The sequence below is a fragment of the Micromonospora sp. NPDC003816 genome, from assembly GCF_042874705.1.
In the GTDB taxonomy this organism is placed as follows: Bacteria; Actinomycetota; Actinomycetes; order Mycobacteriales; family Micromonosporaceae; genus Micromonospora.
The window spans coordinates 1,157,388-1,183,748 of sequence record NZ_JBIANP010000001.1 but is presented as its reverse complement, the minus strand read 5'-3'; the positions used below and the strand labels follow the sequence as shown (position 1 = coordinate 1,183,748).

Genomic DNA, 26,361 nt, shown 5'->3' with positions numbered 1-26,361 from the left:
GGTGTCCCACGCCGGCGCGCGGCGGAGCGGAGAGCCGGCATGACCGTGGTGGAGCCGGGTCCGGATCTGGCGACGTTGCAGCGACGGGCGGCAGAGCGTGCCGCCGCCCGCGCCGGTGGCGCGGACCGGCTACGCGGGCACATCGTCTGCGACGGCCTGGTGCGGATCTTCACCAGTGAGGGCGTGGAGGTCGTCGCGTTGCAGGGGCTCGACCTGGTCGTGGATCGGGGCGAGCTGGTGGCGATCGTGGGTGCCTCCGGGTCCGGCAAGTCCACCGTGCTCAACATCCTGTCCGGGCTGGACACCCCGACCGCCGGGATCGCCCGGGTGGCCGGCTACGACCTGTTGACCATGTCGGCCCGCAGGCGGCTGCGGTACCGGCGGCACACGGTCGGGTTCGTGTGGCAGCAGACCGGCCGCAACCTGCTGCCGTACCTGTCGGCGCGGGAGAACGTGGAACTGCCGATGCGGTTGGCCGGTCGGGGTGGCCGGGCCGGTCGGCGCCGCGCGACGGAGCTGCTGGACATGGTCGGCGTCGGCTCCTGCGCGGACCGTCGGCCGGGGCAGATGAGCGGCGGTGAGCAGCAGCGGTGCGCGGTCGCGGTGGCGGTCGCCAACGACCCGGAGGTCCTCTTCGCCGACGAGCCGACCGGTGAGCTGGACGAGGCGACGGCGGCGGAGGTGTTCGGGGCGCTGCGCACCATCAACGCCGAGTTGGGCGTGACGGTGGTGGTGGTCACCCACGACCCGCAGGTCGCCACGCAGGTCCGTCGGACCGTCTCGATCCGCGACGGGCGGACCGCCTCGGAGGTGCACCGCACCGCGCGGGTCGGCGTCGACGGTGTGGAGGAACTGGTCACCGAGGAGTACGCGGTGCTGGACCGGGCCGGGCGGATGCAGCTGCCCGCCGGGTTCGTCGACGCGTTGGCGCTGAAGGACCGGGTGAAGCTGACCCTGGAGCCGGACCACGTGCAGGTCCGCGCGGGCGACGGGAGGGACGCGACGTGAGCGAGGACCTGGTACGCGTCGAGGGGTTGTGCCGCGACTACGGCAGCGGCGACCGGATGGTCCACGCGGTACGGGACGTGTCGTTGCGGGCCGGTCGCGGTGAGCTGGTCGCGGTGCGGGGCCGCTCGGGTGCCGGCAAGACCACGCTGCTGAACCTGATCGGCGGCCTGGACCGGCCCACGTCGGGACGGGTGTGGGTGGCCGGTCGCGAGGTGACCGCCGCCGGTGAGCAGGAACTGCTGCGGCTGCGCCGGGACACGGTCGGGTTCGTCTTCCAGTCCTTCGGGCTGATCCCGATCCTCTCCGCCGCCGAGAACGTCGGGGTGCCGATGCGGTTGGCGAAGACCCCGGCCGCGCAACGCGAGGAACGGGTGTCGGTGCTGCTGGAACTGGTCGGGCTGGGCGGGCAGGCCGCGCAACGCCCGTACGAGATGTCCGGTGGACAGCAGCAGCGGGTGGCGATCGCCCGCGCGTTGGCCAACGACCCCGAGCTGCTGATCGCCGACGAACCCACCGGCCAGTTGGACTCGGAGACCGGCCGGGCGGTGATGGACCTGCTGCGGGCGCTGGTGCACGCGCGGGGAATGACCGCGCTGGTGGCCACGCACGATCCGACGCTGGTGGAGATGGCCGACCGGGTGCTGGTGCTGCGCGACGGTCGGCTGGTCGAGTCGACCGAGCCGGCCGGGGTATGAGATCAGTACGGGTCGCCGCAGACCCGCCACCCGTCCTCCCGCACCACCGACAGTTCACGTTGCTCGGTGGCGCCGCTCTCGCGGGTCAGCCGGACAGTGACGGTGCCGTGCGGTTTGCCCCGGTCGGTGGCGACCGACACGTCGACGATCTCGTAGTCGCGCACGGTCGGCGGGGTGCGGACCCAACTGGTGAAGCCCAGCTCGCTCCACCGGCTGCGCGAGTCGGCGCAGAGCCGCTCGTACGCGCTGTCGGTGTCGCCCGTGGTCACCTCCCGCAGGAACCCCTCGGCGGTCTCCCGCACCGGGCCGGCGGCCTGGGTGACCACCTGCACGTTCCAGGCGCCGAGACCGGCGACACCGATGCAGCACAGCGCCACACCGGCGCCGGCGAAGACGAGTCCGACCCGGACCGGGTGGCGTCGCCGGGCCGGCCTGCTCCACGGCTGCGCCTCGCCCACACCATCCGACCGTAGAGAATCGGGCGCGTCGGCGGGCGGAAAGCCGTCCGGTGCCGCGTCAGGTCCGGCGGCGGGCCCGGGCGGCCCAGATGGCGTACGCGGGATCGCGGTCGAGGTTGTGCCGGTCGCGGTCGTAGCGTCGGGTGGTACGCGGGTCGGCGTGCCCCATCGCGTCCTGCACGTCCTCCAGCGGTACGCCCTCGGCGCGGGCGGTGGTGGCGAACGCGTGCCGCAGCGAGTGCGGCGACAGGCGGGCCCACGCCGGGATGCCCGCGTCCCGGGCGAGCCGCCGGATCAGCCGGAACACCGAGTGCCGGTCGAGTCGGGCGCCGCTGGCGGTGACCAGCAGTGCCCCGGTGAGCTGGTGTGCCGCCACGCCCTGCTCGGCGGCGCGCTGGGTCAGGTAGGCGTCCACGGCGTAGGCGGTGGAGGGGGTGAGGGCCCGGCGGCGGGACTTGCCGCCCTTGCCGGTGAAGCGCACGCTGCGGTGTCCGCGTTCGGTGCCGAGGTCGGCGACGTCCAGGGAGACCAGTTCCCCCACCCGCAGACCGAGGTCGGCCAGGAGGGTGACGGCGGCGCGGTTGCGGGCGGCGGTCGGCCCGGTGTCGGTCTCGACGGCGGCGAGCAGCGCGTCCACCTCGTCGGGGGCCAGGCCCACCGTGCTCGAATGGTCGCGGTCGATGCGGGGCCGGTCGGCGTCGGAGACCGGGTTGGCGTGCACCGCCTGGAGCTTGACCAGGAAGTCGTACCAGCTGGACATCGCGGACAGCTTGCGGGCCACGGTCGCCGGGGTCAGCGGCTTGCCGGTCCGCGCGGCCAGGGTGCTCTCCAGCGTTCGCGCGTACTCGTTGACGTGCAGGAAGTTCGCCCGCAGCGGGTCCAGGTGGCGGGCGTCGCACCAGCTCAACCAGCCGGCGACGTCCCGCCGGTACGCGTCACGGGTGTGTTCACTCAACCGCCGGTTACGCAGCCACGCGTCGGTGACGGCCATCGGCCCCCCGGGCAGGGCGGGATGGGCCGGCGGGCGGTACAACACCGGGGTCTCGGTCGAACGCATGCGAAAAATGTTCTCAGCCGTGTTTCAGGATGACGAACAGGCGCGCCGACGCGTCATGATCGCACACCGCCGGACCGTACGGCCGCCGCACGCGGCCGGGCGGGAACACCTCCCGCCCGGCCGTCACGGGTGTCAGGCGTTGATCTGCCGTCGGCCGGTGCCGGTCGCGCTGACGGTGACCTTGCGCGGCTTGGCCCGCTCGGCCACCGGGATCCGCAACGTCAACACGCCGTTCTCGTACCCGGCCTCCAGCTTGTCCGTGTCGAGCGTGTCGCCGAGGAAGAGCTGCCGGCTGAACACGCCCATCGGGCGCTCGGCGGCGACGAGTTCGACGGTGTCACCGGCGGGCCGGCGACGCTCGGCCCGGACGGTCAGGACGTTGCGCTGGACGGTGCAGTCGATGCTGTCCGGGTCCACTCCCGGCAGGTCGAAGGCGGCGTAGAAGTGGTCGCCGTCGCGGTAGGCGTCCATGTGCATGACCGCCGGGCGGCTGGTGGTGCCGAAGAACTGCTCGGCGAGCCGGTCGATCTCACGGAACGGGTCGGTGCGCATCAGCATCTCGTGCCTCCTCGGGTCCTCTGCGCCGAAGGTTCGGAAGTAGTTGAGCCTTGGCGACTCAACTTTCTGTCTTCTTATTTAGCGCGCCGGGCGCGCGTCGTCAACTCCCGTGCGGTGGTCGTCGAAGGCGGCCAGCAGGCGACGACCGACGTGTCCTCTCGGCGCCCGCGTTCACGCCGGGTGACGGGCGTCATCGAGCCGAGCCACCTCGGCGGAGCGCGCGGGTTAGGGTGCTGCGATGGGTACACACACCGCTGCGGTCGAGGCGCTCAAGGCCGACCCGGCGACCGCCGGGCTACGCCGGTCGCTGGAGGTCTACTACGGCGACCCCGGGCGGGACGCGGCGATGGACGCCTTCTACGCCCGCTTCGTCCGACCCGGCGACCTGGTCTTCGACATCGGCTCCCACGTCGGCGACCACATCGGCAGCTTCCGCCGCCTCGGCGCCCGGGTCGTCGCGGTCGAACCGCAGCCGCTGTGCCTGCGGGCGCTGCGCACCATCTACGCCGACGACGACCAGGTCACCCTGGTCGAGGCGGCCTGCGGGGCACAACCGGGACGGATCGGTTTCCTGGTCAACTCCGCCAACCCCACCGTCTCCACCGCCTCCACCGACTTCGTCAGTGCGGCGGCCGGGGCCGGCGGCTGGGAGGGGCAGGTCTGGGACGGTCAGATCGAGGTCCCGGTCACCACCGTGGACGCCCTCATCGCCGAACACGGCACGCCAGCCTTTGCCAAGATCGATGTGGAGGGCTTCGAGGACGCCGTGCTGGCCGGGCTGAGCGGCACGCTGCCCGCGCTGTCGTTCGAGTTCACCACGATCGAACGCGAGGTGGCGCTGCGCTGCCTGGACCGGTTGACCGCGCTCGGTTTCGGCGGCTTCGACGTGGCGCTCGGCGACCACAAGGAGCTGACCCTTGGCCGCTGGGCCACCGCCGAGGAGATGGCGGCGTACCTGACCGAGTTGCCGCACGAGGCCAACTCCGGCGACATCTACTGCCTGCCGTCGCCGTCCCGCTGACACCCCGGCCCACGGATCGCCGGTCCCCCGCTGGTGACCGCCGCCGTACCCTGACCGGGTGCTGTCCCAGATCACCGGCCTGTCCCGACACTTCACCGAGGACACGCTGCGGGCGTACCTGCTGAGCCGTTCGACCCGCACCGACAGCGGATGCCTCGTCGTCCGTGGCTACGGCACCCGGCGGGGCGTACACCAGAAGTTGGCGGGCCGGGCCTGGGCACACATTGCGGCCTACGTGGTCTTCGTCGGGGACTACGATCCGGCGCTGGAGATCCACCACGACTGTGCAGTGCCGGACTGCATCGAGCCGACGCACCTGCGCCAACTCCGCCACGCGGACACCTGCCGAGAACGCCGCCAGGCCCCGCTGTGCCGCAACGGGCACGAGCGGGAGATCGAGCCGGCGACCGGCCGCTACCGACGCGTCTGCCGGACCTGCAACCGCGAGGCGCAGAAGCGTTGGCGCGAGCGCCAGGCCGCCGAGGTCGCCGCAGCCCGCGCGACGTACCGGCCGACGCCCTCCTGACGCCCCGAGAGTCCTGACCAGGCGGCACAGTACGTGGACTACACCAGCGTAAGTCCTTACGCACCTTAACAGTCATTATGATGCGTGGTGCCTTTGCCCGATTTGTGGCGAGTAATTATTGGATTGCTGTTACTGGTTATCCATTAATTACTCGCCACCCTCTCCGGGTTCGGTGGGACAGCTCCCGAGCGGAGAGGTGTGCGGGTCGAGGAGGACACCCGACGGCCGTGCAAAGACGGCAGGCGTCTGTCGAGTGGCGTGGGCCGGGGTGTGTCGCGCGATGGCGCAGAGTGCCGGCGTATGAGGCGGCGGGACGGTGGGAGCGCGAAGCGCAAGGGCATCCCGTGCCGCCACCTTGACCGTACAGCTCACCCCGGGGCTTGCGGCAAGACCCCGGCCGGGGCGCACAATCGGGCGCCGAAGCCAGGAGCTGCGGAAACAAGGGGAATTTCATGGTCGACGTGATCGTCGCCGGGGCCGGACCGACCGGCCTGATGCTGGCCGCCGAACTACGACTGCACGGCGTGCGCGTACTCGTGGTGGAGAAGGAACCCGAGCCGCCCGCCTTCGTACGCGCACTCGGCCTGCACGTCCGCAGCATCGAGGTGCTGGACCAGCGGGGCCTGCTGGAACGCTTCCTCGCGTACGGCCGGCGGCGCCCGCTCACAGGGTTCTTCGCCGGCCTCGACACGCCCGCACCCGTACGGCTGGACACCGCACATCCCTACGTTCTCGGCATCCCGCAGCCCGTCACCGACCGGTTGCTGGCCGAGCGCGCCACGGAACTCGGTGCCGAGATCCGGCGCGGCGGCGAACTGGTCGGGCTGAGCCAGGACGAGCAGGGTGTCACCGTCGAACTGACCGACGGCACCCGACTGCGCTCGCGCTACCTGGTCGGCTGCGACGGTGGACGCAGCAGCGTCCGCAGACTGCTCGGTGTGGACTTCCCCGGTGAACCGAGCCGGGTCGACACGCTGCTGGGCGAGATGCGGGTGACCACACCGACGGAGACGCTGGCCGCTGTCGTGGCCGACGTACGCAGGACCCAGAAGCGGTTCGGTGTCGGCCCGGTCGGGGACGGGATGTGCCGCGTCGTCGTACCCGCCGAGAAGGTGGCCGAGGATCGGGCCGTCCCGCCGACCCTCGACGACTTCCGGCGTCAACTGCGGGCGTACGCCGGCACCGACTTCGGCGTGCACTCGCCCCGCTGGATGTCGCGCTTCGGCGACGCCACCCGGCTGGTCACGCGGTACCGGACCGGGCGGGTGCTGCTGGCCGGCGACGCCGCGCACATCCACCCGCCCGTCGGCGGGCAGGGCCTCAACCTCGGCATCCAGGACGCCGTCAACCTCGGTTGGAAGCTGGCCGCAGAGGTGGGTGGCTGGGCGCCGGAAGGGCTGTTGGACAGTTACCACACGGAACGGCACCCGGTGGCCGCCGACGTCCTCGACAGCACCCGCGCGCAGATGGAGCTGCTCTCCACCGAGCCGGGTCCGCTCGCGGTGCGACGGCTGCTGTCGCACCTGATGGAGTTCGAGGAGGTCAATCGGTACCTAATCGAGAAGATCACCGCGATCTCGATCCGGTACGACGTCGGTGCGGGTCACGAACTGCTCGGCCGCCGGATGCGGGACGTACGCCTGGGCCGGGGGCGTCTCTACGAGCTGACGCGCACCGGACGCGGACTCCTGCTCGACCAGACCGGCCGGCTCTCGGTCGACGGTTGGGCGGACCGCGTCGACCATGTCGTCGACGTGAGCGAGGAACTGGACGTGCCGGCCGTGCTGCTGCGGCCGGACGGCCACGTGGTGTGGGTCGGTGCCGAGCAGCGGAGTCTGCGGGACCACCTGCCCCGGTGGTTCGGGTCGGCGCGGTGACAGCCTGCCGCGCGGAGGCCCTCGACACCGTCGAGCAGGATCGCCACGGGACGGATCAGGCGGCGCGGCGTCGGCGGAACGGGAACCAGGACCACCGGGGTGCGGACGGCGGGGCGGCCAGGGGGACCGCCGGGTCGGCGGCGGCGCGACGCGCGGCCCGCCACGTCGACACCACGGTGTCGGCGTCGACCGGGCGCACCACGACGCGAGGGCCGGACGGGTTGCGCAGCCAGGCCATCACCTCGGCGTTCAGGTCGGCGACGCAGGAGCGTACGGCCTGCTCGGTGGGGAGGTCGCGGACCTCGTCGGGCAGGCGCTCGATGCGGCGGCGCAGCAGCAGCGGGGTGGGTAGCAGCAGGTCGGTGGGGAGCTTCTCGCGTTCCATGAAGCTCTTGATCCACCAGGACTCGTCGTAGGGCATCCCCCGGCCCGGGATCGGGCGGCCCGCGCCGGGCAGGTCGTCGAACTCCCCGCGTTCCTGCGCCGAGCGGATCTGCGCCTCGACCGACGCCTCCCACATCCTGTCCACGCGTTCCACCTCCCCGTTCCCCCAGGGTACCGGGGCGGTGGAAGCGTTCTTCCTGCTCGACGACTTGCGTCCCGCGTCACCACCTCGGCAAGCTTCCCGGATGCCCGCAGCCCACGCGTACCACGACCAGGCCGGTGACGTCTTCGCGGCGCACGCCGCTGACAGTCCGCACAATGCCTACACGGACCGGCCGGCCATGCTCACGCTCGCCGGTGACGTGGCCGGTCTGCGGGTCCTGGACGCCGGCTGTGGTGGCGGCCACTACGCGGCCGAGTTTGTCGCCCGGGGAGCCGAGGTGGTGGCGGTCGACGGCAGCGCCACGCTGGTCGAGCACGCCCGGGCCGTGCTCGGCGATCGCGCCGACGTCCGCCAGCACGACTTGGACTCCCCGCTGGAATTCGCGGCCGACGCGTCGTTCGACGGGGCCGTCTGCGCGCTGGTCCTGCACCACCTGACCGACCGCGTCCGGTTCCTCGGCGAGGTGCGGCGAGTGCTGCGGCCGGGCGGTTGGTTCCTGCTGTCGACGACACATCCGGCGTCGGACTGGCGGTACTACGGCGGATCGTACTTCGACGAGAGCTGGGTCGAGTTCCCGATGGCGGACGGGATCACCATGCGCTTGCAGCGGATGACCCTTGAGTCCCTGATAACCGAGGTGCTCGACGCGGGGTTCGTGCTGGAGCGGCTGGTCGAGCCGAGGGCGGTCGAGACGCTGCGCACCACCGACCCGGAGCGCTACGCGCGACTGACCGAGCGCCCGAGCTTCGTGGCCCTGCGGCTGCGCCGCCCCTGACGACGCTCACCGCGACTCGTACGCAGGCCCACGACTGCCGCCAGTGCGCTCAGCACCATGAGGACTGCGGCGACGGCGTAGCTACTGCCGACCGCTCCGGCAAGCTGGGGTTCGAGCTCGGCACGGGCGGACAGGTCGAGGGCGAGCATCGCCGCGAGCCCACCGGTGTCGGTGGTGGCCAGTTCGGGCACCCGGGCGGACACCACCACGGTGAGGGTGGTGGCCACGAGGGCGACACCGACCGCGCTGGCCATCTGCTGGACAAGCGCGAGCAGCGTCGTACCGCGTGGGGTGTCCTCGTGTTCCAGGTCGCGTACGGCCACGGTCATGGTCGGCATCAGGGTGGCGCCGGATCCGACGCCGAGAACGGCCGCCGCGGCGGCGATCATCGGGTACGACGCGCCGCTCGTCGTCGTGATCAGGAGTGCGATGCTGCCGAGCAGGCCCAACGTGACGCCGGTGAACACGATGCGTGCCGGTCGCACTCGGTCGACCAGTCGGGTGGCGATCTGCAGGGTCACTCCGACGGCGAGAGCCATCGGGATGGTGATGGTGCCGGCCAGGGCGGCGGGGTCGCCACGGACACCTTGGACGTAGATCGGCAGGATCGACATCGCTCCGAAGTAGGCGGCACCGAAACACACCAGCACCGCCAGGCCGGCGGCGAGGGGGCGGTGTCGCAGCAGCCGCAGGTCCACCAGCGGGGCATCCGTCCGCAGGGCGCGGACGACGAACGCGGCCAGGAGCGACATCCCCGCGCCGAGCGCGGCGGCTACCTCGATGGTCATCTCGCCGGTCTCTCCGATGAGGGTGCACCCCAGCACGAGCAGCACGGCGCCGCCGGACACCTGCGCCAGGCCGGTCCAGTCCATCCGCGCGGGCGGGGCCGGGTCGGCGGGTTGGGGTGGCAGCAGCCGCGTGCACAGCAGCACGGCGGCGGCGCCGATCGGCACGTTGAGAAGGAAGATCCAGCGCCAGGAGGCGGCGTCGACGAGCCAGCCGGCAAGTGGTGGGCCGAGGACGGGACCGATGACGACGGGCAGGCCCAGCAGGCTCATCAATCGACCGCGGAATTCGCGGGGCACGGCGCGCAGGCCGATGGCCGTACCCACGGGGTTGAGCAGGCCGCCGCCGAGCCCTTGCAGGATCCGGAACACGGTGAGCGACCCGGCGTCCCAGGCCAGGCCGGCCAGAGCCGAGGAGACGGTGAAGATCACCAGCGCGGTCACGTACACGCGGCGGGCACCGTAGCGGTTCGCCGCCCAGCCGGCGAGCGGTGTCACCGCGACGACGCCGAGCAGGTAGCCGCTGGTGACCCACTGCACCGCAGGCAGGGTCGAATCGAGGTCCGCGACGATCGCGGGGACCGCCACCAGAGTGACGGTGGTGTCGACGGTGACCATCAGCCCACCGAGGGCGAGCACCAGGCCGATGACACGTGCGCGACGATCCATGTCGGCCATGCTCGACCTTCAACCTCAGGTGAAGTCAAGCCTCCGGGTGAGCACCGCAGTACGCCCAGATCCAGCAGGTTTGAGACCGCCTCGCCCACGGCGAAGTGTGTTACCGCTTCGGGCTGGACGCCACGCTTGCTGGGACCGATCAGGTCGTAGTCTCCGCCTGGACAGTTCCGGTCAGCTCCTCGCGCAGCACGGCCACCCCGCCGGGGGACAGAGTCACCGCCTCGTCGACCTCGGCGTCGGTGAGCAGGTCCCGGCCGCAGGCCGGTACGCGCTGCGCGCGGTCGGTGTGGTTGAGCAGGAACAGCCAGCTCACCCCGTCACCGAGGCGACGGACCGCCTCGACCCCGGCGGGTGCGCCCGGACAGACCGGGGTGACACCGGCGGCGCGGGCGGCGGTGTCCAGCAACCGGCGGTAGGTGGCGTCGTCGGGGCGGGTGGAGACGTACCAGGCGGTGCCGGCGCCGTGCCGGTGCCGCGTGATCGCCGGTGACCCGTCGAGCACCCCGCCGACGTACGCGGTGATGGTCTCCGCGCCGGTCAGGTGGACCGTCTCGGCCCAGATCCGGCCGGTGCCGCCGTCGTCGAGTCGGACGTGGTCGCCGTCGGCGAGCGGGTGGAACTCCTCCACCCGTACGCCGAGCACGTCGCGCAGGGCGCCTGGGTAACCGCCGAGCCGGACCCGGGCGTACCCGTCGGCGGTGCCGCTGAGGTACGTGGCCAGCAGGTGACCGCCGTGGTGGACGTACTCGCCGATCCACTCGGCGGTGGTGTCGTCGGTGAGGTAGAGCGCGGGCAGGACGAGCAGCCTGTACCCGTCGAGGGGGTCGCCGGGGGCGACCGTGTCGCAGCCGTGGCCGGTGTGCCACAGGGCCCGGTGGGCGGCGGCGAGTTCCTGCTGGTGGTCGAGTCGGGTCGAGGGCATGCCCGGGTGGCGTAGCGCCCAGCCACTCGGGGCGTCGACGGCCAGCGCCACGGACGCCTCGACCCGGCCGCGTACCTCGGTGAGCCGTTCCAGCGCCGCGCCGAGCTCGACCGCCTCGCGGAACGCACGGCTGTCCGGGCCGGCGTGCGGCACCAGGGCGGAGTGGAAGCGTTCGGCGCCACCGGCGGGTGCCCGCCACTGGAAGAACATCGCGCCGTGCGAGCCGCGGGCCACGTGCGCCAGGCTGTGGCGCAGCATCCGTCCCGGCTCCTTGGTGTGTGACCGGCCGGTGGTGTGGATCTGCTGGGCGGCGCTCTCCATCAGCAACCAGGTCGGGTCGGCGGTGGTGTGCCGGGCCCAGCCCCGGGCCAGGTCGCCGACGAGCGCGGTCTGTTCCTCGGCGCCGCCGTCGACGGCCGACGGGTAGTGGTCGACGGCGACCAGGTCCACCTCGCGGGCCCAGCGGGCGTGGTCGACCGGCACCCAGTCGCCGAGTACGTAGTTGGTGGTGACCGGGGTCTGCGGTGCGGCGAGGCGCAGCAGGTCCCGCTGTTCGGCGTACGCGGCGAGCAGCGTGTCGGACCAGAAGCGGCGGAAGTCCAGGAGTTGGCCGGGGTTGCCGAGGTACTGGGTGGCGCGGGGGGTGCTGATCTGCGCCCAGTCGGAGTAGTGCTGGCTCCAGAAGCTGGTGACCCAGGCGTCGTTGAGGGCGGCCAGGTCGCCGTAGCGTCCGGCCAGCCACCGTCGGAAGGCGCGGGCGGTGTGCTCGCAGTGGCAGGTGGTGCCGTACTCGTTGTGCACCCGCCACAGCGCCACGGCCGGGTGGTGGGCGTACCGGTCGGCGAGGGCGGCGGTGATGCGGCGGGCGGCGGAGCGGTAGGCGGGGGCGGCGGCGCAGTAGGTGTCGCGGCTGCCGTGGTGCAGGCGGACGCCGTCGGCGGTGACCGGCAGGGCGCCCGGGTGGGCGAGGGAGAACCAGGGTGGCGGGGAGGCGGTGGGGGTGGCCAGGGCGACCCGGATGCCGCCGTCGTGCAGCAGGTCGAGGACCTGGTCGAGCCAGTCGAAGGTGTACCGGCCGGGGGCCGGTTCGAGGCGGGACCAGGCGAACACGCCGACGGTGACCAGGGTGATCCCGGCCCGACGCATCAGCGCGACGTCCTCGGCCCAGACCTCCGCCGGCCACTGCTCCGGGTTGTAGTCACCGCCGTAGCAGAGCCGACCGTCGTGCCACATCGTCCACCATCCGTCGGATTAGTTGATGATCTGTCCAAACTATGGAGGCGGTTTGCCCATGTCAACGGCGCCGATAGTTTCGGCATCGATGATCCTCGTTGACAGTTCGTTGGGTAATTAAAGAAACTATCCGCACCGCCGTACCGTCGCTGAGGAGAGCCGATGCCGTACCGACCGCCGTTGGTGCCGTACGAGACGTTCGTGGCCGACCCACCCGACCTGCCCGCCCGCTCCCCCGGTGAGGGTGGGACCGCGGTGGTGGGCCGGGCCGAGTTCGTCGGCGGCGACACGTCCGGGGCCACCTTCAAGGCGGCGCTGGCCGACGGGGTGACGGCGGTGGTCCGGGTGGAGGCGGCCGGTGACGGCGTGATCCGGGTCCGGCTCGCCGAGGACCCCCAGGCCCGGACCCGCTCCGCGCGCGCGGTGACGCTGGTCCGCCCGGAGGTGCGGCCGGCCACCGTGACCGGCGACGACCGGTGGGTACGCGTCGACGCCGGAGCGGTGGTCGCCGAGATCAGCCTCGACCCGTGGCGGATCCGGTTCCTGCGCCCCGATGGCACCGTCCTGCTGGAACAGGACCCCGGCACGGTCGACATCAGCGGCCGGCGGCGCACCCTGCCCTTCGGCCGCTCCACCGTCGACGGGGTCCGCGTCGCCTGGCACGAGAGCTTCGTCGCGCCCGGTGACGAACGGTTCGTCGGCTTCGGGGAGAAGTTCACCCTGCTGGACAAGCGCGGCCAGCGGGCGTTGATGTGGAACTTCGACGCCTTCGGCAGCGAGTCCGACCGGTCGCACAAGAACGTGCCGTTCTATCTGTCCAACCGGGGCTACGGGCTGCTGGTCGACAGCGGCCTGCCGGTGCAGTTCGACGTCTGCCAGTCCACCCACAGCACGGTCCAGATCCTGGTCCCCGACGACCTGCTGGACTACTACGTGCTGGCCGGACCGACCCCCGCCGAGGTGCTGGACCGGTTCGACCGGCTCACCGGTCGGCCGTACCTGCCGCCCCGCTGGGCGTTCGGCGCCTGGATCTCCTCCGGCTTCTATCCGGACAGTCAGGACCAGGTGCTGGAACGGGCCCGTCGCATCCGTGAGCGCGACATCCCCTGCGACGTGCTGCACCTGGACTGCTACTGGCAGGTCGCCGGGAACTGGTCGGACCTGCGGTGGGACGCCGAGGCGTTCCCCGACCCGGCCGGGATGCTGCGGACCCTCGGCGAGCAGGGCTTCCGGGTCTGCCTCTGGATGAACCCGTACCTGATGACCGGCAGCCCGCTGTACGCCGAGGCGGACCGGGCCGGCTACTTCCTGCGCCGCCCCGACGGCAGCACGTACGTCGCCGACGTGTGGCACGGCAGCTACCCGGTCAGCGCCATCGTGGACCTGACCAACCCGGCCGCCGTCGACTGGTTCACCGGCCTGCTGCGGCCCCTGCTGGAACAGGGCGTGGCCGTGTTCAAGACGGACTTCGCCGAGGGGGTGCCGGCCGACGCGGTGGCCCACAACGGGATGACCGGCGTCGAACTGCACAACGTCTACAGCCTGCTCTTCAACGACGTGGTCGCCCAGGTCACCCAGGAGGTGGCCGGTCACCGGGCGGTGTGGGCGCGCTCGTCGTACCTGGGCGGGCAGCGGCACAGCGCACAGTGGAGCGGCGACGTCAACGCCACCTGGCCGGCGCTGGCCAGCACGCTGCGCGGCGGGCTGTCGCACGGCCTGTCCGGGGTGCCGTTCTGGAGCCACGACACCGGCGGTTTCCACGGCACCCCGGAACCCGACCTGTACGTCCGCTGGTCGCAGTTCGGGGCGTTGTCGCCGCTGCTGCGGCTGCACGGCACCACCAGCCGGCTGCCCTGGGACTTCCCCGCCGAGACCGAACGACACGCGGTCGCCGCGCTGCGGCTGCGGTACCGGCTCATGCCGTACCTGTGGTCGGCGGCGGTGCAGGCGGCCCGTACCGGCGTGCCGATGATGCGTGCCCTGCTGGTCGACACCCCGCAGGACCCGACGGCCTGGACCACCGACCTGCAGTACCGCCTCGGCACCGACCTGCTGGTGGCGCCGGTGCTGGACCCGACCGGGCAGCGGGACGTCTATCTCCCCGTCGGGGACGACTGGATCGACGCGGCCACCGGCGAGCGGCACCCGGGCGGGCGGCACCTGCGGGTCACCGTGCCGCTGTCGCGCACCCCGCTGTACGTGCGTCACGGCACGCTGTTGCCGCTGGTCGCGCCGCACCCGACCGTCGGTGACCGGCCCTTCCGCGACGTCACGCTGGTCAGCTGGGGTGCCGTCGAGGGGCGCACGGTGGTGCACGACGTCGACGGCGACACCGTCATCGAGGCGTTCCGCGACGGCGACGAGTTGCGGATCAGGACGCGAGGGCCACTGCTGGTGGGGCAGTTGGCCTTCGCCGGGGTCGGTGAGTCCGACCTGCCGGCCCGGCCACTGCTCAACGGTGCGGCGGTGACCGTCGTGCCCTTCGCGGGTCTGTTCCCCGCGTAGGGCCGGCCGTCGCGCGGGGGGCCCGGCTGGACGGAGTCGGGCCCCCCGCGTGACGGGGCCGGACCCACCTCGGTGGGTCCGGCCCCTGCCGGGCGGCCGCACCGCGCCCGGTCAGCCCTTCACCGCGCCGGTGATCACACCCTTGGTGAAGTGCCGTTGCACGAACGGATAGATGATCACGGCGGGGATGACCGTCACGATCACCACGGCCATCTTGACCGCGAGCGTCGGCGGGTACGCGGTCACGCCGGGCAGGCTCACCGACGCGCCGGAGACGTTCGGTGACTGTCCGGCCAGGATGTAGCTCTGCAGCACCCGCTGGATCGGGAACTTGTCGTTGGAGTCGATGTAGAGCACCGCGTTGAAGTACGCGTTCCAGTAGCCGACCGCGTAGAAGAGGCCGACCACGGCGATCACCGCCTTGGACAGCGGCAGCACGATCCGGGTGAGGATGCGCACTTCGCCCGCGCCGTCGATGCGGGCGCTGTCGAGCAGTTCGGCCGGCACGTTCATGAAGAACGCGCGGATCACCACCAGGTTGAACACGCTGATCGCACTGGGCAGGATCAGTGACCAGATGCTGTCCTTGAGACCCATGCCGGTCACCACCAGATAGCTCGGCACCAGCCCCGGGAAGATCAGGAACGTCAGCAGGAAGTAGAACAGCAGTCCACGGTGGCCGACCGAACCGGGCCGGGACAGCCCGTACGCGGCCAGCACGGTGAGCAGCAGGCTGACCGTGGTGCCGAGCACGGTCACCAGGGTGCTGATCCACACCGCTCGGGTGACGTCACCGCCGCTGAAGATGGTGATGTACGCCGACGGGTCGATCTCCCGGGGGATGACGACCATGCCGCCCGCGTCGTCGATGGTGCCGCGCGAGGCGAGACTGGTGACCAGCACCGCCCAGAGCGGCACCAGCACCGCCGCGACCAGCAGGGTGAGCACGACGCCCTTGCCGATGGTCAGGGACGTCGAGGGGCGGCCCGCCCACACCGGACGACCGGGGTGGCGTCGCCGGGGCGGCGGTCCGGGTGGCCCCGCCGTCGTCGGTGCCACGGGCACCGGTCCGGCACCACTGAGCTGCGCGGTCATGATTTCGCGTACACCCCCTGCTCGCCGAGCCGGTGCGCGACCTTGTTCGCGGTGATGATCAGCGCCAGGCCGACCACCGCCTTGAACAGGCCCGCCGCGGCGCCGAGGCCCCACTGCTGGGTACTGATCGCCTGGTAGTAGACGAAGGTGTCGAGCACTTCCGCGGCCTCCCGGCCGACCGCCTCACGTTGCAGGATGAACTGCTCGAAGCCGACCGAGAGCGCGTCGCCGAGCCGCATGATGAGCAGCAGCACGATCACCGGACGCAGACCGGGCAGGGTGATGTGCCACAGTCGCCGCCACCGCCCGGCGCCGTCGGCCGCCGCCGCCTCGTACAGGTTCTGGTCGATCGCGGAGAGCGCGGCCAGGAAGACGATCGCGCCCCAACCCAGGTCCTTCCAGACCGCCTCGGCGGTGACCAGCACGATGAACGTGTCCGGGTTGGTCATGATCTCCCAGGGCTGCATACCGGCCTGGCGCATCTCCTGGGCCAGCAGCCCGGCCCCGCCGAACATCTGCACGAAGAACGTCACCACCAGCACCCAGCTGAAGAAGTGCGGCAGGTAGACGACGCTCTGCACGAAGCCGCGCAGCCGCCCGGAGACCACGCTGTTGAGGATGAGCGCCAGCAGGATCGGCAGCGGGAAGAAGAACACCAACTGGAAGGCGGTGATGCTCAGCGTGTTGCGGACCGCGTCCCAGAACAGCGGGTCGCGGAAGAGTGCCTCGAAGTTGCCGAAGCCGATCCACTCGCTGTTGAGGAAGGCGTCCAGCGGGTCGTCGCCGACGAACGGGTTGTAGTCCTGGAAGGCGATGACGTTGCCCAGCGTGGGCAGGTAGTGGAAGACCAGCAGCAGCAGCGCCGCCGGGGCGGCCATCGCCAGCAGCGGCCAGTCGCGGCGCAGCCGGGCCCGCAGGCTGCGCCGCCCACCGCGCCGGGGACGCCGCGGTGGCGGCGTACGTCCGGCGGGTGGTCGCTCCTCGACGGTGCCGGGGGCGCTCACGCCGGTCCCCCGACACCGCTCGCGCGCCCGGTTGTCCGCCCGCTCATCGGCCGTTGTCGGCGAGCGCCTTCTCGTGGAACGCGCGGCCCTCCTCGCCGCCGGTGTCGAGGAACTCCTTGCGTACCTGGGCAAGGTCGCTGACCGGGCGACGGCCGCGCAGGATGTCGCGGATCTTGTCGTCGGTCGGCTGGATGATCTTCGACCAGTTCGCCGGCAGTTCCAGCTTGATCCCGGCGAACAGGTCCTTCTCGATCGAGGCGATGTTGGTGCGGTAGTAGCCGAGGTAGTCCTGCACGAAGTTGGGCGTGTCGCCACTGCGCACCTTGACCGGCACCCGACCGCCGATGTGGGTGTACTGCGCCCCCAGCTCGGTCCGTCCGCGCTCGGTCAGCGTCGGCGTGCCGTCGGCGCCCCGGCTGAAGTGCTGTCCCTCCACGCCGTACTCGCGCAGTTCGAACTCCCGGCTGCCGAACGGGGCGGCACACCAGTTGAGCACCCGCAGCACCTCGTCGACCCGCTCGGCGGACAGGTCCTTCTTGAGGAAGGTGTAGAAGATCGGCTTCTCGCTGCCCCAGATGACCGGCTGGGCACCCTGCGCGCCGAAGACCGGCAGCGGCTGCATATTGAAGGTGGGCAGCTCCTTGGCCCGTTCGCTCTGCATGCCCTGCCAGGCGCCGAGGCCGTCGCGGTACATCAGGATCTTGCCGGAGTTGAACAGCTGCTTCTCGTCGGCGCCCTTGCTGGCCACCGTGTCCGGGTGCACCAGACCCTCGGCGAACAGCCGCGCGGTGAACGCCAGCGCCGCCTCGAAGGCCGGGTCCTCGAACTTGTGCTGCAGGCCGCCGTCGGGCTTCTTGCGCCAGGTCTGGTGGCAGCCGAAGTACTGCTGCACCATCTCGAAGACACTGCCGAAGGCCCACACGCCCTTGGCCGGGTCGGTGGCCTTCTTGCCGAACTCGTACAGCTCGTCGGGGCTGGCCGGGGCGGCCAGGCCGGCGGCGTCGAGCAGGTCCTTGCGATAGAACATGGCCCACGCGAACGGGCCGTCGGTGGGGAACGGCACGGCGTAGAGCCGGCCGGCCCAGACCGAGTACTCCCAGGCGCCGCTGGGCAGCGCCGCCAGGTACGGGTACTTCGCCGCGTTGTCGCCCTGGAGGTGGTCGGTCAGGTCGGTGAACAACGCCTTGACCGCGTCGGAGAAGCGGGCGACCTTGTCCACCTCCCAGTTCGGCGCGGACAGCAGCTCCGGCACGTCGCGGGCGCCGAGCATGGCGTTGAGTTTGTCGGCGTAGGTCAGGCCGTCCTGCAGGCTCGGGTTGACCTCCACGCCGAGCTTGCCGTTGACCGCGGCGAGGTAGGAGTTGCGGCCCAGCGGCGGTGGCGTCGGGCCCCACCACGGGCTCATCGTCTGGATCGGCGGGCCGCCCCGGCCGGGCTGCTCGGTGACCGCATCGACGAGCTCGCGCGGGTAGCTGAGGTAGCCGTCCGGGATCGGGCCCTCACCGGGGATGTCCGGCTTGAGCAGCTCGGCCCGCTGGTAGGTGGGCAGCACCGCCTTGATGGCGTCGGCGCTGGTGGCGCTGCCCTGGCTCCCGGCTTCCTTGCTGCATCCGGCCAGGGCGCCGCCGCCCACGGTCGCGGCGGCACCGAGGCCGACCAACCGCAGCATGGTCCGGCGGTCGGTGGATGTGCGCGCAAGAGGCGTCACGGCGCACTCCCTTCGTCGTCGTCGATAACGGTTTGCGGAGCGGGGGACTCCGGCTAGGATTAGTTGGGGTTCTAGCCGAACAAACTAATCGACGGCTATCCCGTCCCACAAGACAGGGCGTGCCGGCGGCCCGGACGGCGTGGTCGGTCCCGCCACGGCGGTACGCGATGATGGACGCGCGCGCCACGACACCGGCGCAGGGAGCGGGCAGATCGTGATCAGCATCCAGAACGAGCCGCAGCCGACCGACCTCGGTGACGTGCGGGTCGCCAACCGCGCGGTGGTCCTGCGGCACGTCCGACTGCACGCCCCCTGCTCGCGCGCCGACATCGCCGCCCGCACCGGCCTGAACAAGGCCACCGTCTCCAGCCTCGTCACCGAACTCATCGACCAGCGGCTGGTCCGCGAGACCGGCCTCACCGAGAACCGGGTCGGCCGCCCGGCGACGATGCTGGTGCTCGACGGCGAACCGTACGCCGCCCTCGGTCTGCAACTGGGCGCCGACGAACTGGTGGCGGTCGCCATCGACCTCGGCGGCAACCGGCTGCTCACCTGGCGACGGGCCTTCGCCGCCGACACGGTCTCCCCCGCCGAGACCCTGCGTGCACTGACCGCCCTGGCCCGCCGCGCGATCGGCCGGGTCACCGCACAGGGCCGCACCATGCTCGGCCTCACCCTCGGGGTGCCCGGGCTGGTCGACCCCGGCGGGGCGGTCCCGCTGTCCGACGCTCTCGGCTGGCGGGACGTGCCGGTCGCCGCCGACCTGCGCGCGGCCCTCCGGGAACCGGCCTTCACCGTCACCGTGGACAGTGTCGCCAACCTCGCGGCCCTGGCCGAGCAGCGCCACGGCGCGTATGCGGGCACCGCCGACCTGGTGCACCTCAGTGGCGGCATCACCGTCGGTGCCGGGATCATCGCCGCAGGCCGACTGTTGCGCGGCGGACGCGGCTTCGCCGGCGGCATCGGCCACCTGCCCGTGGACCCGGCCGGGCCGCCCTGCGACTGCGGCGGCCGGGGCTGCCTGACCGCGCTGGTCGGCCTGCCCGCCGTGGTACGCCGGCTGCTGCCCGACGCGGAGGCCGACGGCCCGGTCACCGACTACCTGCCCGAGCTGACCCGGATCGTGGCGCTGGCCCGCCAGGACGACCCGACCGTGTGCAGCGGCCTGGCCGAGACCGGCCGGCACCTCGGTCGTGGCGTGGCCGTCCTGGCCGACCTGCTCAACCCGGAGGCGGTGGTCCTCGGCGACCACTTCGCGACGCTGGCGCCCTGGCTGCTGCCGGCGGCCCGCTCCGAACTCGCCGCGCGGGCCCACGCCCCCGGCGCCGGGGGCGTCCGACTCGACGCCTCCACCCTGGACACCGCCGCGGCGCTCGGCGGCGCCACCGCGGCCCTGGCCGTCATCGAGGCGGGACGCCTGCCGACCCGCTGACCTGGGCGCCGCGTCCCGAGTCTTGACCGGACCGGTCGATGGTGCCAACCTCGAAGCGAGCCGCTCCGCTCGGGCACCCGGGGCGGCTTGCTTTCCGCGGTTCGTCGAAGCGCTTCACCTGCGTCCGGGACGGCGACCGTCACCCCACCGTCACCTGCGATGCCGCTCGGCCATCCGCCGTCGAAGCGCTTCGACCTCCGGCGCGCCGGGCACTGGAAGGCGATCCACCATGACCGACCGCACCCTGCCCGCACCCCGGGACCGGATCGATGACCTGCTGGCCCGGCTCACCATGCCCGAGAAGATCGGCCTGCTGCACCAGTGGCAGGCCCCGGTCCCCCGGCTCGGCCTGCGCCCGTTCAAGACCGGCACCGAAGCGCTGCACGGCGTCGCCTGGCTCGGCCAGGCCACCGTGTTCCCCCAGGTCATCGGCCTGGCCAGCAGTTGGAACCCGGACCTGATCCGGGCCGTCGGCGCGGCCACCGGCACCGAGGTACGCGCCAAGAACCACGCCGACCCCGACCGCGTCGGCCTCAACGTGTGGGCCCCCGTGGTCAACCCGCTGCGCGACCCCCGCTGGGGCCGCAACGAGGAAGGCTGGTCGGAGGACCCGTGGCTGACCGGGCGGCTCGCCACCGCGTACGCGCGGGGGCTGTGCGGCGACCATCCCGACCGGCTGCGGACCGCCCCCACGGTCAAGCACTTCCTCGCCTACAACAACGAGACCGACCGGGCCACCACCTCCAGCGACCTGCCGCCCCGGGTGCTGCACGAGTACGAACTGCCCGCCTTCCGCGCCCCGATCGCCGCCGGTGCCGCCCTCGGCGCGATGGCGTCGTACAACCTGGTCGACGGCGTGCCCGCGCACCTGAGCCCGCTGATCGACGACGAGTTGCGCAGCTGGTCACCGGACGAACTGCTGGTGGTCGGCGACGCCGGCGCGATCGGCAACCTCACCGACCTGCAGGGCCAGACACCCGACCACGTGCACGGGTTCGCCGCCGCGCTGCGCGCCGGCATCGACAGCTTCACCGAGAACCACACCGACAGCGCCCCCACCCGGCGGCGGCTGACCGAGGCACTCGACCGGGGCCTGATCACCGCCTCCGACGTGGACCGGGCGGTACGGCGCATCCTGTCCGTACGGCTGCGCCTGGGTGACCTGGATCCCCCGCACGACGACCCGTACGCCGCGACACCCGCCGACGTCGTCGACTGCCCGGCGCACCGCGACCTGGCCCGGCAGGCCGCCCGCGACTCCGTGGTGCTGCTGCACAACACGGGTCTGCTGCCCCTGCCCGCCGGTACGCGGGTCGCCGTGCTCGGCCCGCTGGCCGACACCGTCCACGAGGACTGGTACAGCGGCACCCTGCCGTACGCGGTCACCACCTACCAGGGTCTGGCCGGGCGGCTGCCGCAGGTCACCACGCACCCGGGCACCGACCGGGTCGCGCTGCGGGTCGGCGACCGGCACGTGGGCTGCCCGGACACCGCCGACGGCGGCCCGTTGACCCTCGGCGCCGACGCCGCCCGGTTCGACGTGTTCGACTGGGGACGCGACACGGTGGCGCTGCGGGCCGTCGGCAACGGCCGGCACGTCGGCGTCGACGACGACGGCGCCCTGCGCAACGACCGGCCCGGCCCGGGCGGCTGGGTGGTGCGCGAGACGTTCCAGTTCGACCCGCTGCCCGCCGGCACCGTGCTGCTGCGGCACCTGGCCACCGACCGGTACGTCACCGTCGACGACCAGGGGCGGCTGCGGGTCGACGGCGACGACCGGCAGACCGCCACCGCCTTCGGCATCGACCTGGTGATCGACGGTGCGGCCGAGGCCGCCGCGTTGGCCGCCGACGCCGACGTCGCGGTGGTGACGGTGGGCAACCACCCGATGGTCAACGGCCGTGAGACCGAGGACCGGGTGGACCTGGCCCTGCCCGCCCGGCAGGAGGCCATGCTGCGTGCCGTACACGCCGCCAACCCGCGCACGGTGCTGGTGCTGACCAGCAGTTACCCGTACGCCATCGGGTGGGCGCAGCAGCACCTGCCGGCGGTGCTCTGGTCCGCCCACGGCGGGCAGGAACACGGCCGGGCCCTGGCCGACGTGCTGCTCGGCGACGCCGACCCGGCCGGCCGGCTCACCCAGACCTGGTACGCCGACACCGCCGACCTGCCCGACCTGCTCGACTACGACGTGATCGGCGCCGACTCCACCTACCTGTACTTCCGGGGCGACCCGCTGTACCCGTTCGGGCACGGCCTGTCCTACGCCCGCTTCGACTACGCCGACCTGCGGTTGAGCGTCGACACCGCGACGGTCGGTGAGACGGTCGAGGTGAGCGTGGACGTCACCAACAGCGGCACCCGGCCCGGCGTGGAGGTGGTGCAGCTCTACACCCGGCAACGCCGCTCCCGGGTCAAGCAGCCGCTGCGGCAACTGCGCGACTTCGACCGGATCACGCTGGCCCCCGGGGAACACCGGACCGTCACGCTGCGGCTGCACACCGCCGAGCTGGGCTGGTGGGACGCCGACCGGGGCGCGCTCGTGGTGGAGGACGCCACGCACAGCGTGCTGGTCGGACGCTCCGCCACCGACGTGCGGCTGGTCGGCGCGCTGGCGGTACGCGGCGACGCGGCGCCCCGGTCGACGCGGCTGCACAGCGCGAGCGGGGCCCGGTGAGCCGGCGCGCGTCGGGCCAACCCACCATCGCCGACGTGGCCCGGCACGCGGGTGTCGCGGTGAGCACCGTGTCGTACGTACTCAGCGGCAAACGGGCCATCTCGGAGCTGACCCGCAACCGGGTCCTGGCCAGCATCCGGGTGCTCGGCTACCACCCGAACGCCGGGGCACGGGCGTTGGCCAGCCGTCGCTCCAACGTGATCGCCCTGGTGCTGCCGCTGCGCTCGGGCATCCAGGTGCCGGTGGTGATGCAGTTCGCCACGGCGGTGGTGACCTCGGCCCGCCGCCACGACCACGACGTGCTGCTGGTGACCTCCGACGAGGGCCCGGAGGGGCTGCGTCGGGTCGCCGCCGGGGCGCTGGTCGACGGGGTGCTGGTGATGGACGTGGAGCTGCGCGACGCGCGGGTGCCGCTGCTGCGGGGCCTGGGCCGACCCAGTGTCCTGATCGGTGTACCCGCCGACACCGTCGGCCTGACCTGCGTGGACCTGGACTTCCACCGGGCCGGTCAGGTGTGCGTGGAGCACCTGGCCGGTCTCGGGCACCGGCGGGTGGCGCTGCTGGGCGCGCCGGCCGCCGTCTACGACCGGGGCACCGGGTTCGCGCACCGGACCCGCGCCGGGGTGGTGGAGGCGGCGGCCCGGCACGGCGTCGAGGCGGTGACGATGCCGTGCGAGGAGAACGCGACCGACGTCCGCCGCCGGGTGGTGGAGCTGTTCGCCCGGCACCCCGACCTGTCCGGCCTGGTGGTGCAGAACGAGGCGGCCGTCTCTGCGGTGCAGGCGGCGCTGGCCGGATTGGGGCGGCGGGTGCCGCACGACGTGTCGATGGTGGCGGTCTGCCCGGACCAGTTCGCCGAGCACGCCGGTCCCCGGCTCACCTCGGTGCCGGTGCCCGCCGAGGAGATCGGCCGGCAGGCGGTGGCGTTGCTGATGCGCAAGCTGGCCGAGGAACCGGTGCCGGAGACGACGCTGCTGGCTCCCCGCCTGACGGTGCGGGACAGCACGGCCCCTCCGGTGGTCGACACGGCGTCGTACGGCGGTCCGGCGCCGGTGCGGTGACGGGCCGGCGGGGCGGCCCCGGGCGGCTCACTAGACTGCCCGTTCGATGGACGTCCAGCCCGCCCCCACCGCCGACACCCGCCCCTGCGCCCACTGCGGCCGCGACGTGCCGCAGCGCGTCGGCGCGGGCCGTCCGTTCCGGTACTGCCGCGACAACGACGGTGCCTGCCAGCGGGCCTCCCGCAACAACCGGATGCGCCACCGCAACGCCCCCGGTCTGCCCGGCCAGGTGGCCCGCACGTGGGAGGCGGTGGACCGACTCGACCAGATCGTCGAGACGCTGACCGAGTCCCTGCACGCCGAACTGTCCCCGTCCGGGGTGCAGCGTCAGGTGGCGCAGGTCCGCGCCGAGACCGCCGGTGAGGTCGCGGCGGCGCAGGCCGAGCGGGACGAGGCGCTGCGGGCCGCCGAGGACGCCGCCGCCCGCGCCGAACGGGAGCGCCGGGCGGCCGAGTCCGCCGCCGTCGACCGGGACGCCGCCCGCGCCGAGTCCGCCGAGTCCAGCGCCCGGGCCGCCGCCGCCGACCAGCGGGCCGAGTCCGCCGAGTCGGCCCGCGACGAGGCACGGCGCGCGGCGGTGGCCGCCGAGGCGCTGCGAGCGCAGGCCGAGGCCGACCGGGACGCGGCCCGCGCGCAGGCCACCACCCTGCGGGCCGACCTGGACGCCGCCGCGCGGCGGGTCGCCGACCTCACCGCCGAGCGGGACACCGCCCGCGCCGAGGCCGAGCGGAGCACCCGTGCTCTCGTCGAGGCCGGCGTCGAGGCCGAGCGGCTGCGGACCGAGGCGGATCGGGCACGGGCCGCCGCCGACCAGGCCCAGACCCACCTGGCCCAGGCCCGGTCCGACGTGGAGCAGGCCCGCGCGGACCTGGAACAGGCGCGGTCCGAGGCCGCGCAGGCGCGGGCCGCCGCCGACGCCGACCGCGCCCAGGTCGCGGCGGCCCAGGCGGAGGTGGCGGCGGTGCGGGCCGAGATCGAGCGGACCCGTACCCAGGCCACCGCCGACCGGGACCGCGCCCAGGCGGTGGCCCGGCAGGCCGCCGGGGACCTGGCCGCCGCGCTCGCCGACGTCAGCACGCTGCGCGCCGACCTGGCCGCCGCCCGCGCCGCCGCGAGCACCGCCGAGCGGGGGCTCGACGACGTGACGGTACGCCTGCGCGCCACCGAGGCCGACCGGGACGACGCCCGCCAGCGGGTGGCCCAGTTGGCCGCCCAGGTGGCAGACCTGGCCACCGCCCTGACCCGCCGCACCCCCTCCTGACCTCCCGCCCCCTGTCCCCCGCCCCCCTGTCCCTGTCCCCCGCCCTCCTGCGCTCGCCGAACGACCTCGACGCCCGCACACCCTTGTTGATCAAGAGGTTTCGGCGGAATCTGGCCACCATTCGCGCGCAAACTTCTTGATCAACGCGGCGGTCCCGGGGCCGGTGGGACCGGTGGGGGCTCGGTGGGGGCGGGGCCTGTCGAGCTGAACCGTTCGTGCTGTCGCACGTCGGGGGGTGTCGAGGGCTGGGATGGGGGCAGCGGGGTGGGTGGGGGCTCGCCGATGATGGGCGGATGGGGAAGACGTACGCGCGCATCGAGGGTCGACTGCGGGACTTCATCGAGGCCCAGCCGATGTTCTTCACCGCGACCGCGCCGCTGGCCGGCGACGGCACGGTCAACCTGTCGCCGAAGGGGCTGCGCGGGTGCCTGGCGGTGCTCGACGAGCAGACGGTGGTCTACCTGGACTTCGCCGGCAGCAACGCCGAGACCATCGCCCACCTGCGGGAGAACGGCCGGATCACGCTGATGTGGTGCGCCTTCTCCGGTCCGCCGACGATCGTGCGGGTGCACGGGCGGGGTGAGCCGGTGTTCCGCGACGATCCGCGTTTCCCGGAGTTGCTAGCCCGTTTCCCGGACATCGACAGCGCCGACCACGGGCTGCGGGCGATCATCGTGGTGCACGCCGGGCTGATCCGCGACACCTGCGGCTACGCGGTGCCGCTGATGACCTACGACGCCGACCGGGACCTGCACGGCCGCCGGTTCGCCCGAGAGGACGACGCGTCGCTGGACGCCTACTTCGCCGGCAAGGACGACGTCGCCACCAGCATCGACGGCCTGCCCGGCCTGCCGTTGCCCCTGCCGCCGACGCCCCGGGCCGGTTGATCACGGCGCGCCGCCACCCACCGGGCCCGCCCGGGTGCGCGCGACGGCTACGATTCCCGCTGGCGGCGACGGTCCGCCGAGACGACCCGGCGGGCGGACCCGACCGGGTACGCGCTACGGCCCGCTACCCTTGACCCCGTACCCGCCGTGCTGCGGGACGCCGAGACGCGGCCACGGGGAATGGCGCGGCGCCGGCGGACCGTTACACCGATAGGACCAGCACCACCACAGAGGGGAAGTCGATCATGGGCGAGCGCATGCTGCGCGGTAGCCGACTGGGCGCGGTCAGCTACGAATCCGATCGCAACACGGAGCTCGCGCCGCGGCAGACCCGCGAGTACCTGTGCGCCAAGGGTCACCAGTTCGAGGTGCCGTTCGCCGTCGACGCCGAGGTGCCCACCACCTGGGAGTGCAAGTTCGACGGCAGCGTGGCCCGGCTGGTCGACGGCAACGAGCCGGAGCAGAAGAAGGCCAAGCCGCCGCGTACGCACTGGGACATGCTGCTGGAGCGGCGCTCCATCGCGGAGCTGGAGGACATCCTCGCCGAGCGGCTCCAGGAGGTCCGGACCCGCCGCGGTCGCGCCTGACCAG

The 26,361-nt window shown here is 72.8% G+C and carries 22 protein-coding genes; 13 read left to right on the top strand and 9 right to left on the bottom strand.

Annotated features, from left to right (window positions below; genetic code table 11):
• Positions 1 to 39: 39 nt before the first annotated feature.
• Together ACFYTT_RS05035 and ACFYTT_RS05030 are read left to right on the top strand one after the other, a co-directional pair.
• Positions 40 to 1,008, top strand: coding sequence for an ABC transporter ATP-binding protein (locus ACFYTT_RS05035; RefSeq protein WP_131054178.1), 969 nt, complete (start codon positions 40 to 42; stop codon positions 1,006 to 1,008).
• Positions 1,005 to 1,703, top strand: coding sequence for an ABC transporter ATP-binding protein (locus ACFYTT_RS05030; protein ID WP_387257832.1), 699 nt, complete (start codon positions 1,005 to 1,007; stop codon positions 1,701 to 1,703). Before ACFYTT_RS05035 ends, ACFYTT_RS05030 begins: the two co-directional genes overlap by 4 nt.
• Before the next feature lie 2 nt (positions 1,704 to 1,705).
• Here ACFYTT_RS05030 and ACFYTT_RS05025 read toward each other — a convergent pair whose 3' ends face one another.
• From ACFYTT_RS05025 to ACFYTT_RS05015, 3 genes are all read right to left on the bottom strand, one after another.
• Positions 1,706 to 2,161, bottom strand: a complete 456-nt coding sequence (locus ACFYTT_RS05025) for a hypothetical protein (protein WP_176094126.1) — start codon at positions 2,159 to 2,161, stop codon at positions 1,706 to 1,708.
• Positions 2,162 to 2,219: 58 nt separating this feature from the next.
• Positions 2,220 to 3,218 (bottom strand): tyrosine-type recombinase/integrase, encoded by a 999-nt coding sequence (locus tag ACFYTT_RS05020; RefSeq protein WP_131054181.1) that lies wholly within the window; start codon positions 3,216 to 3,218, stop codon positions 2,220 to 2,222.
• A 132-nt stretch (positions 3,219 to 3,350) separates the two neighbouring features.
• On the bottom strand, positions 3,351 to 3,776 hold the full coding sequence (locus ACFYTT_RS05015; protein WP_131054182.1) for an Hsp20/alpha crystallin family protein: 426 nt from the start codon (positions 3,774 to 3,776) through the stop codon (positions 3,351 to 3,353).
• A 238-nt stretch (positions 3,777 to 4,014) separates the two neighbouring features.
• Here ACFYTT_RS05015 and ACFYTT_RS05010 point away from each other — a divergent pair, with 238 nt between their 5' ends.
• The 3 genes from ACFYTT_RS05010 to rox all read left to right on the top strand — a co-directional run bounded on the left by ACFYTT_RS05010 (position 4,015) and on the right by rox (position 7,200).
• Complete coding sequence (locus ACFYTT_RS05010) at positions 4,015 to 4,797, top strand: FkbM family methyltransferase (RefSeq protein WP_176094125.1); 783 nt, start codon at positions 4,015 to 4,017, stop codon at positions 4,795 to 4,797.
• 58 nt (positions 4,798 to 4,855) lie between these two features.
• Positions 4,856 to 5,323 carry an HNH endonuclease gene (locus ACFYTT_RS05005; RefSeq protein WP_131054184.1) on the top strand — a complete coding sequence of 156 codons (468 nt, stop codon included), beginning with the start codon at positions 4,856 to 4,858 and terminating at the stop codon, positions 5,321 to 5,323.
• 452 nt (positions 5,324 to 5,775) lie between these two features.
• On the top strand, positions 5,776 to 7,200 hold the full coding sequence (rox, locus tag ACFYTT_RS05000; RefSeq protein WP_387257827.1) for a rifampin monooxygenase: 1,425 nt from the start codon (positions 5,776 to 5,778) through the stop codon (positions 7,198 to 7,200).
• A gap of 55 nt (positions 7,201 to 7,255) precedes the next feature.
• Here the strand turns inward: rox and ACFYTT_RS04995 are convergent, their stop codons facing one another.
• Complete coding sequence (locus tag ACFYTT_RS04995; protein ID WP_176095846.1) at positions 7,256 to 7,720, bottom strand: DUF1992 domain-containing protein; 465 nt, start codon at positions 7,718 to 7,720, stop codon at positions 7,256 to 7,258.
• A gap of 109 nt (positions 7,721 to 7,829) precedes the next feature.
• Here ACFYTT_RS04995 and ACFYTT_RS04990 point away from each other — a divergent pair, with 109 nt between their 5' ends.
• Positions 7,830 to 8,522, top strand: a complete 693-nt coding sequence (locus ACFYTT_RS04990; RefSeq protein ID WP_176094122.1) for a class I SAM-dependent methyltransferase — start codon at positions 7,830 to 7,832, stop codon at positions 8,520 to 8,522.
• Here the strand turns inward: ACFYTT_RS04990 and ACFYTT_RS04985 are convergent.
• Together ACFYTT_RS04985 and ACFYTT_RS04980 are read right to left on the bottom strand one after the other, a co-directional pair.
• Positions 8,465 to 9,976, bottom strand: coding sequence for a DHA2 family efflux MFS transporter permease subunit (locus tag ACFYTT_RS04985; RefSeq protein ID WP_387257825.1), 1,512 nt, complete (start codon positions 9,974 to 9,976; stop codon positions 8,465 to 8,467). The two genes, ACFYTT_RS04990 and ACFYTT_RS04985, sit on opposite strands and share 58 nt — an antisense overlap.
• Before the next feature lie 148 nt (positions 9,977 to 10,124).
• Positions 10,125 to 12,140, bottom strand: a complete 2,016-nt coding sequence (locus tag ACFYTT_RS04980) for a beta-galactosidase (protein WP_387257823.1) — start codon at positions 12,138 to 12,140, stop codon at positions 10,125 to 10,127.
• Positions 12,141 to 12,302: 162 nt separating this feature from the next.
• Here ACFYTT_RS04980 and ACFYTT_RS04975 point away from each other — a divergent pair, with 162 nt between their 5' ends.
• Positions 12,303 to 14,645: a TIM-barrel domain-containing protein gene (locus ACFYTT_RS04975; protein WP_387257820.1), complete on the top strand. Its 2,343-nt coding sequence runs from the start codon at positions 12,303 to 12,305 to the stop codon at positions 14,643 to 14,645.
• 111 nt (positions 14,646 to 14,756) lie between these two features.
• On the opposite strand, the gene ACFYTT_RS04970 is transcribed toward ACFYTT_RS04975, so the two are convergent.
• The 3 genes from ACFYTT_RS04970 to ACFYTT_RS04960 are packed head-to-tail and all read right to left on the bottom strand — an operon-like array spanning position 14,757 to position 18,452.
• Positions 14,757 to 15,740: a carbohydrate ABC transporter permease gene (locus ACFYTT_RS04970; protein ID WP_387257818.1), complete on the bottom strand. Its 984-nt coding sequence runs from the start codon at positions 15,738 to 15,740 to the stop codon at positions 14,757 to 14,759.
• Positions 15,737 to 16,744: a sugar ABC transporter permease gene (locus ACFYTT_RS04965; RefSeq protein ID WP_176094117.1), complete on the bottom strand. Its 1,008-nt coding sequence runs from the start codon at positions 16,742 to 16,744 to the stop codon at positions 15,737 to 15,739. Before ACFYTT_RS04965 ends, ACFYTT_RS04970 begins: the two co-directional genes overlap by 4 nt.
• Positions 16,745 to 16,787: 43 nt before the next feature.
• Positions 16,788 to 18,452, bottom strand: a complete 1,665-nt coding sequence (locus ACFYTT_RS04960; RefSeq protein WP_236146043.1) for an extracellular solute-binding protein — start codon at positions 18,450 to 18,452, stop codon at positions 16,788 to 16,790.
• A gap of 214 nt (positions 18,453 to 18,666) precedes the next feature.
• Between ACFYTT_RS04960 and ACFYTT_RS04955 the strand changes: the two genes are divergently transcribed.
• From ACFYTT_RS04955 to ACFYTT_RS04930, 6 genes are all read left to right on the top strand, one after another.
• The gene (locus ACFYTT_RS04955) at positions 18,667 to 19,884 is read left to right on the top strand and encodes an ROK family protein (protein ID WP_387257815.1); all 1,218 of its coding nucleotides are present in this window, start codon (positions 18,667 to 18,669) and stop codon (positions 19,882 to 19,884) included.
• Between the two features lie 229 nt (positions 19,885 to 20,113).
• On the top strand, positions 20,114 to 22,561 hold the full coding sequence (locus ACFYTT_RS04950) for a beta-glucosidase (protein WP_387257813.1): 2,448 nt from the start codon (positions 20,114 to 20,116) through the stop codon (positions 22,559 to 22,561).
• On the top strand, positions 22,558 to 23,622 hold the full coding sequence (locus tag ACFYTT_RS04945) for a LacI family DNA-binding transcriptional regulator (RefSeq protein ID WP_387257811.1): 1,065 nt from the start codon (positions 22,558 to 22,560) through the stop codon (positions 23,620 to 23,622). The genes ACFYTT_RS04950 and ACFYTT_RS04945 overlap by 4 nt, the downstream gene beginning before the upstream one ends.
• A gap of 46 nt (positions 23,623 to 23,668) precedes the next feature.
• A complete protein-coding gene (locus ACFYTT_RS04940) occupies positions 23,669 to 24,883 on the top strand; it encodes a hypothetical protein (RefSeq protein WP_387257810.1) in 1,215 nt (404 codons plus the stop codon).
• Positions 24,884 to 25,176: 293 nt separating this feature from the next.
• Positions 25,177 to 25,770 (top strand): pyridoxamine 5'-phosphate oxidase family protein, encoded by a 594-nt coding sequence (locus ACFYTT_RS04935; RefSeq protein WP_387257809.1) that lies wholly within the window; start codon positions 25,177 to 25,179, stop codon positions 25,768 to 25,770.
• 245 nt (positions 25,771 to 26,015) lie between these two features.
• The gene (locus ACFYTT_RS04930; protein WP_007460094.1) at positions 26,016 to 26,357 is read left to right on the top strand and encodes an RNA polymerase-binding protein RbpA; all 342 of its coding nucleotides are present in this window, start codon (positions 26,016 to 26,018) and stop codon (positions 26,355 to 26,357) included.
• The last annotated feature ends 4 nt before the right edge of the window (positions 26,358 to 26,361 follow it).

Coding starts and splice junctions, on each gene's coding strand:
- ACFYTT_RS04950 (WP_387257813.1), top strand. CDS start 20,114: ATGACCGACCGCACCCTGCCCGCACCCCGGGACCGGATCGATGACCTG.
- ACFYTT_RS05015 (WP_131054182.1), bottom strand. CDS start 3,776: ATGCTGATGCGCACCGACCCGTTCCGTGAGATCGACCGGCTCGCCGAG.
- ACFYTT_RS04985 (WP_387257825.1), bottom strand. CDS start 9,976: ATGGATCGTCGCGCACGTGTCATCGGCCTGGTGCTCGCCCTCGGTGGG.
- ACFYTT_RS04995 (WP_176095846.1), bottom strand. CDS start 7,720: ATGTGGGAGGCGTCGGTCGAGGCGCAGATCCGCTCGGCGCAGGAACGC.
- ACFYTT_RS04935 (WP_387257809.1), top strand. CDS start 25,177: ATGGGGAAGACGTACGCGCGCATCGAGGGTCGACTGCGGGACTTCATC.
- ACFYTT_RS04990 (WP_176094122.1), top strand. CDS start 7,830: ATGCCCGCAGCCCACGCGTACCACGACCAGGCCGGTGACGTCTTCGCG.
- ACFYTT_RS04930 (WP_007460094.1), top strand. CDS start 26,016: ATGGGCGAGCGCATGCTGCGCGGTAGCCGACTGGGCGCGGTCAGCTAC.
- ACFYTT_RS04980 (WP_387257823.1), bottom strand. CDS start 12,140: ATGTGGCACGACGGTCGGCTCTGCTACGGCGGTGACTACAACCCGGAG.
- ACFYTT_RS04970 (WP_387257818.1), bottom strand. CDS start 15,740: ATGACCGCGCAGCTCAGTGGTGCCGGACCGGTGCCCGTGGCACCGACG.
- ACFYTT_RS05020 (WP_131054181.1), bottom strand. CDS start 3,218: ATGCGTTCGACCGAGACCCCGGTGTTGTACCGCCCGCCGGCCCATCCC.
- ACFYTT_RS04975 (WP_387257820.1), top strand. CDS start 12,303: ATGCCGTACCGACCGCCGTTGGTGCCGTACGAGACGTTCGTGGCCGAC.
- ACFYTT_RS04940 (WP_387257810.1), top strand. CDS start 23,669: ATGGACGTCCAGCCCGCCCCCACCGCCGACACCCGCCCCTGCGCCCAC.
- ACFYTT_RS05035 (WP_131054178.1), top strand. CDS start 40: ATGACCGTGGTGGAGCCGGGTCCGGATCTGGCGACGTTGCAGCGACGG.
- ACFYTT_RS05010 (WP_176094125.1), top strand. CDS start 4,015: ATGGGTACACACACCGCTGCGGTCGAGGCGCTCAAGGCCGACCCGGCG.
- rox (WP_387257827.1), top strand. CDS start 5,776: ATGGTCGACGTGATCGTCGCCGGGGCCGGACCGACCGGCCTGATGCTG.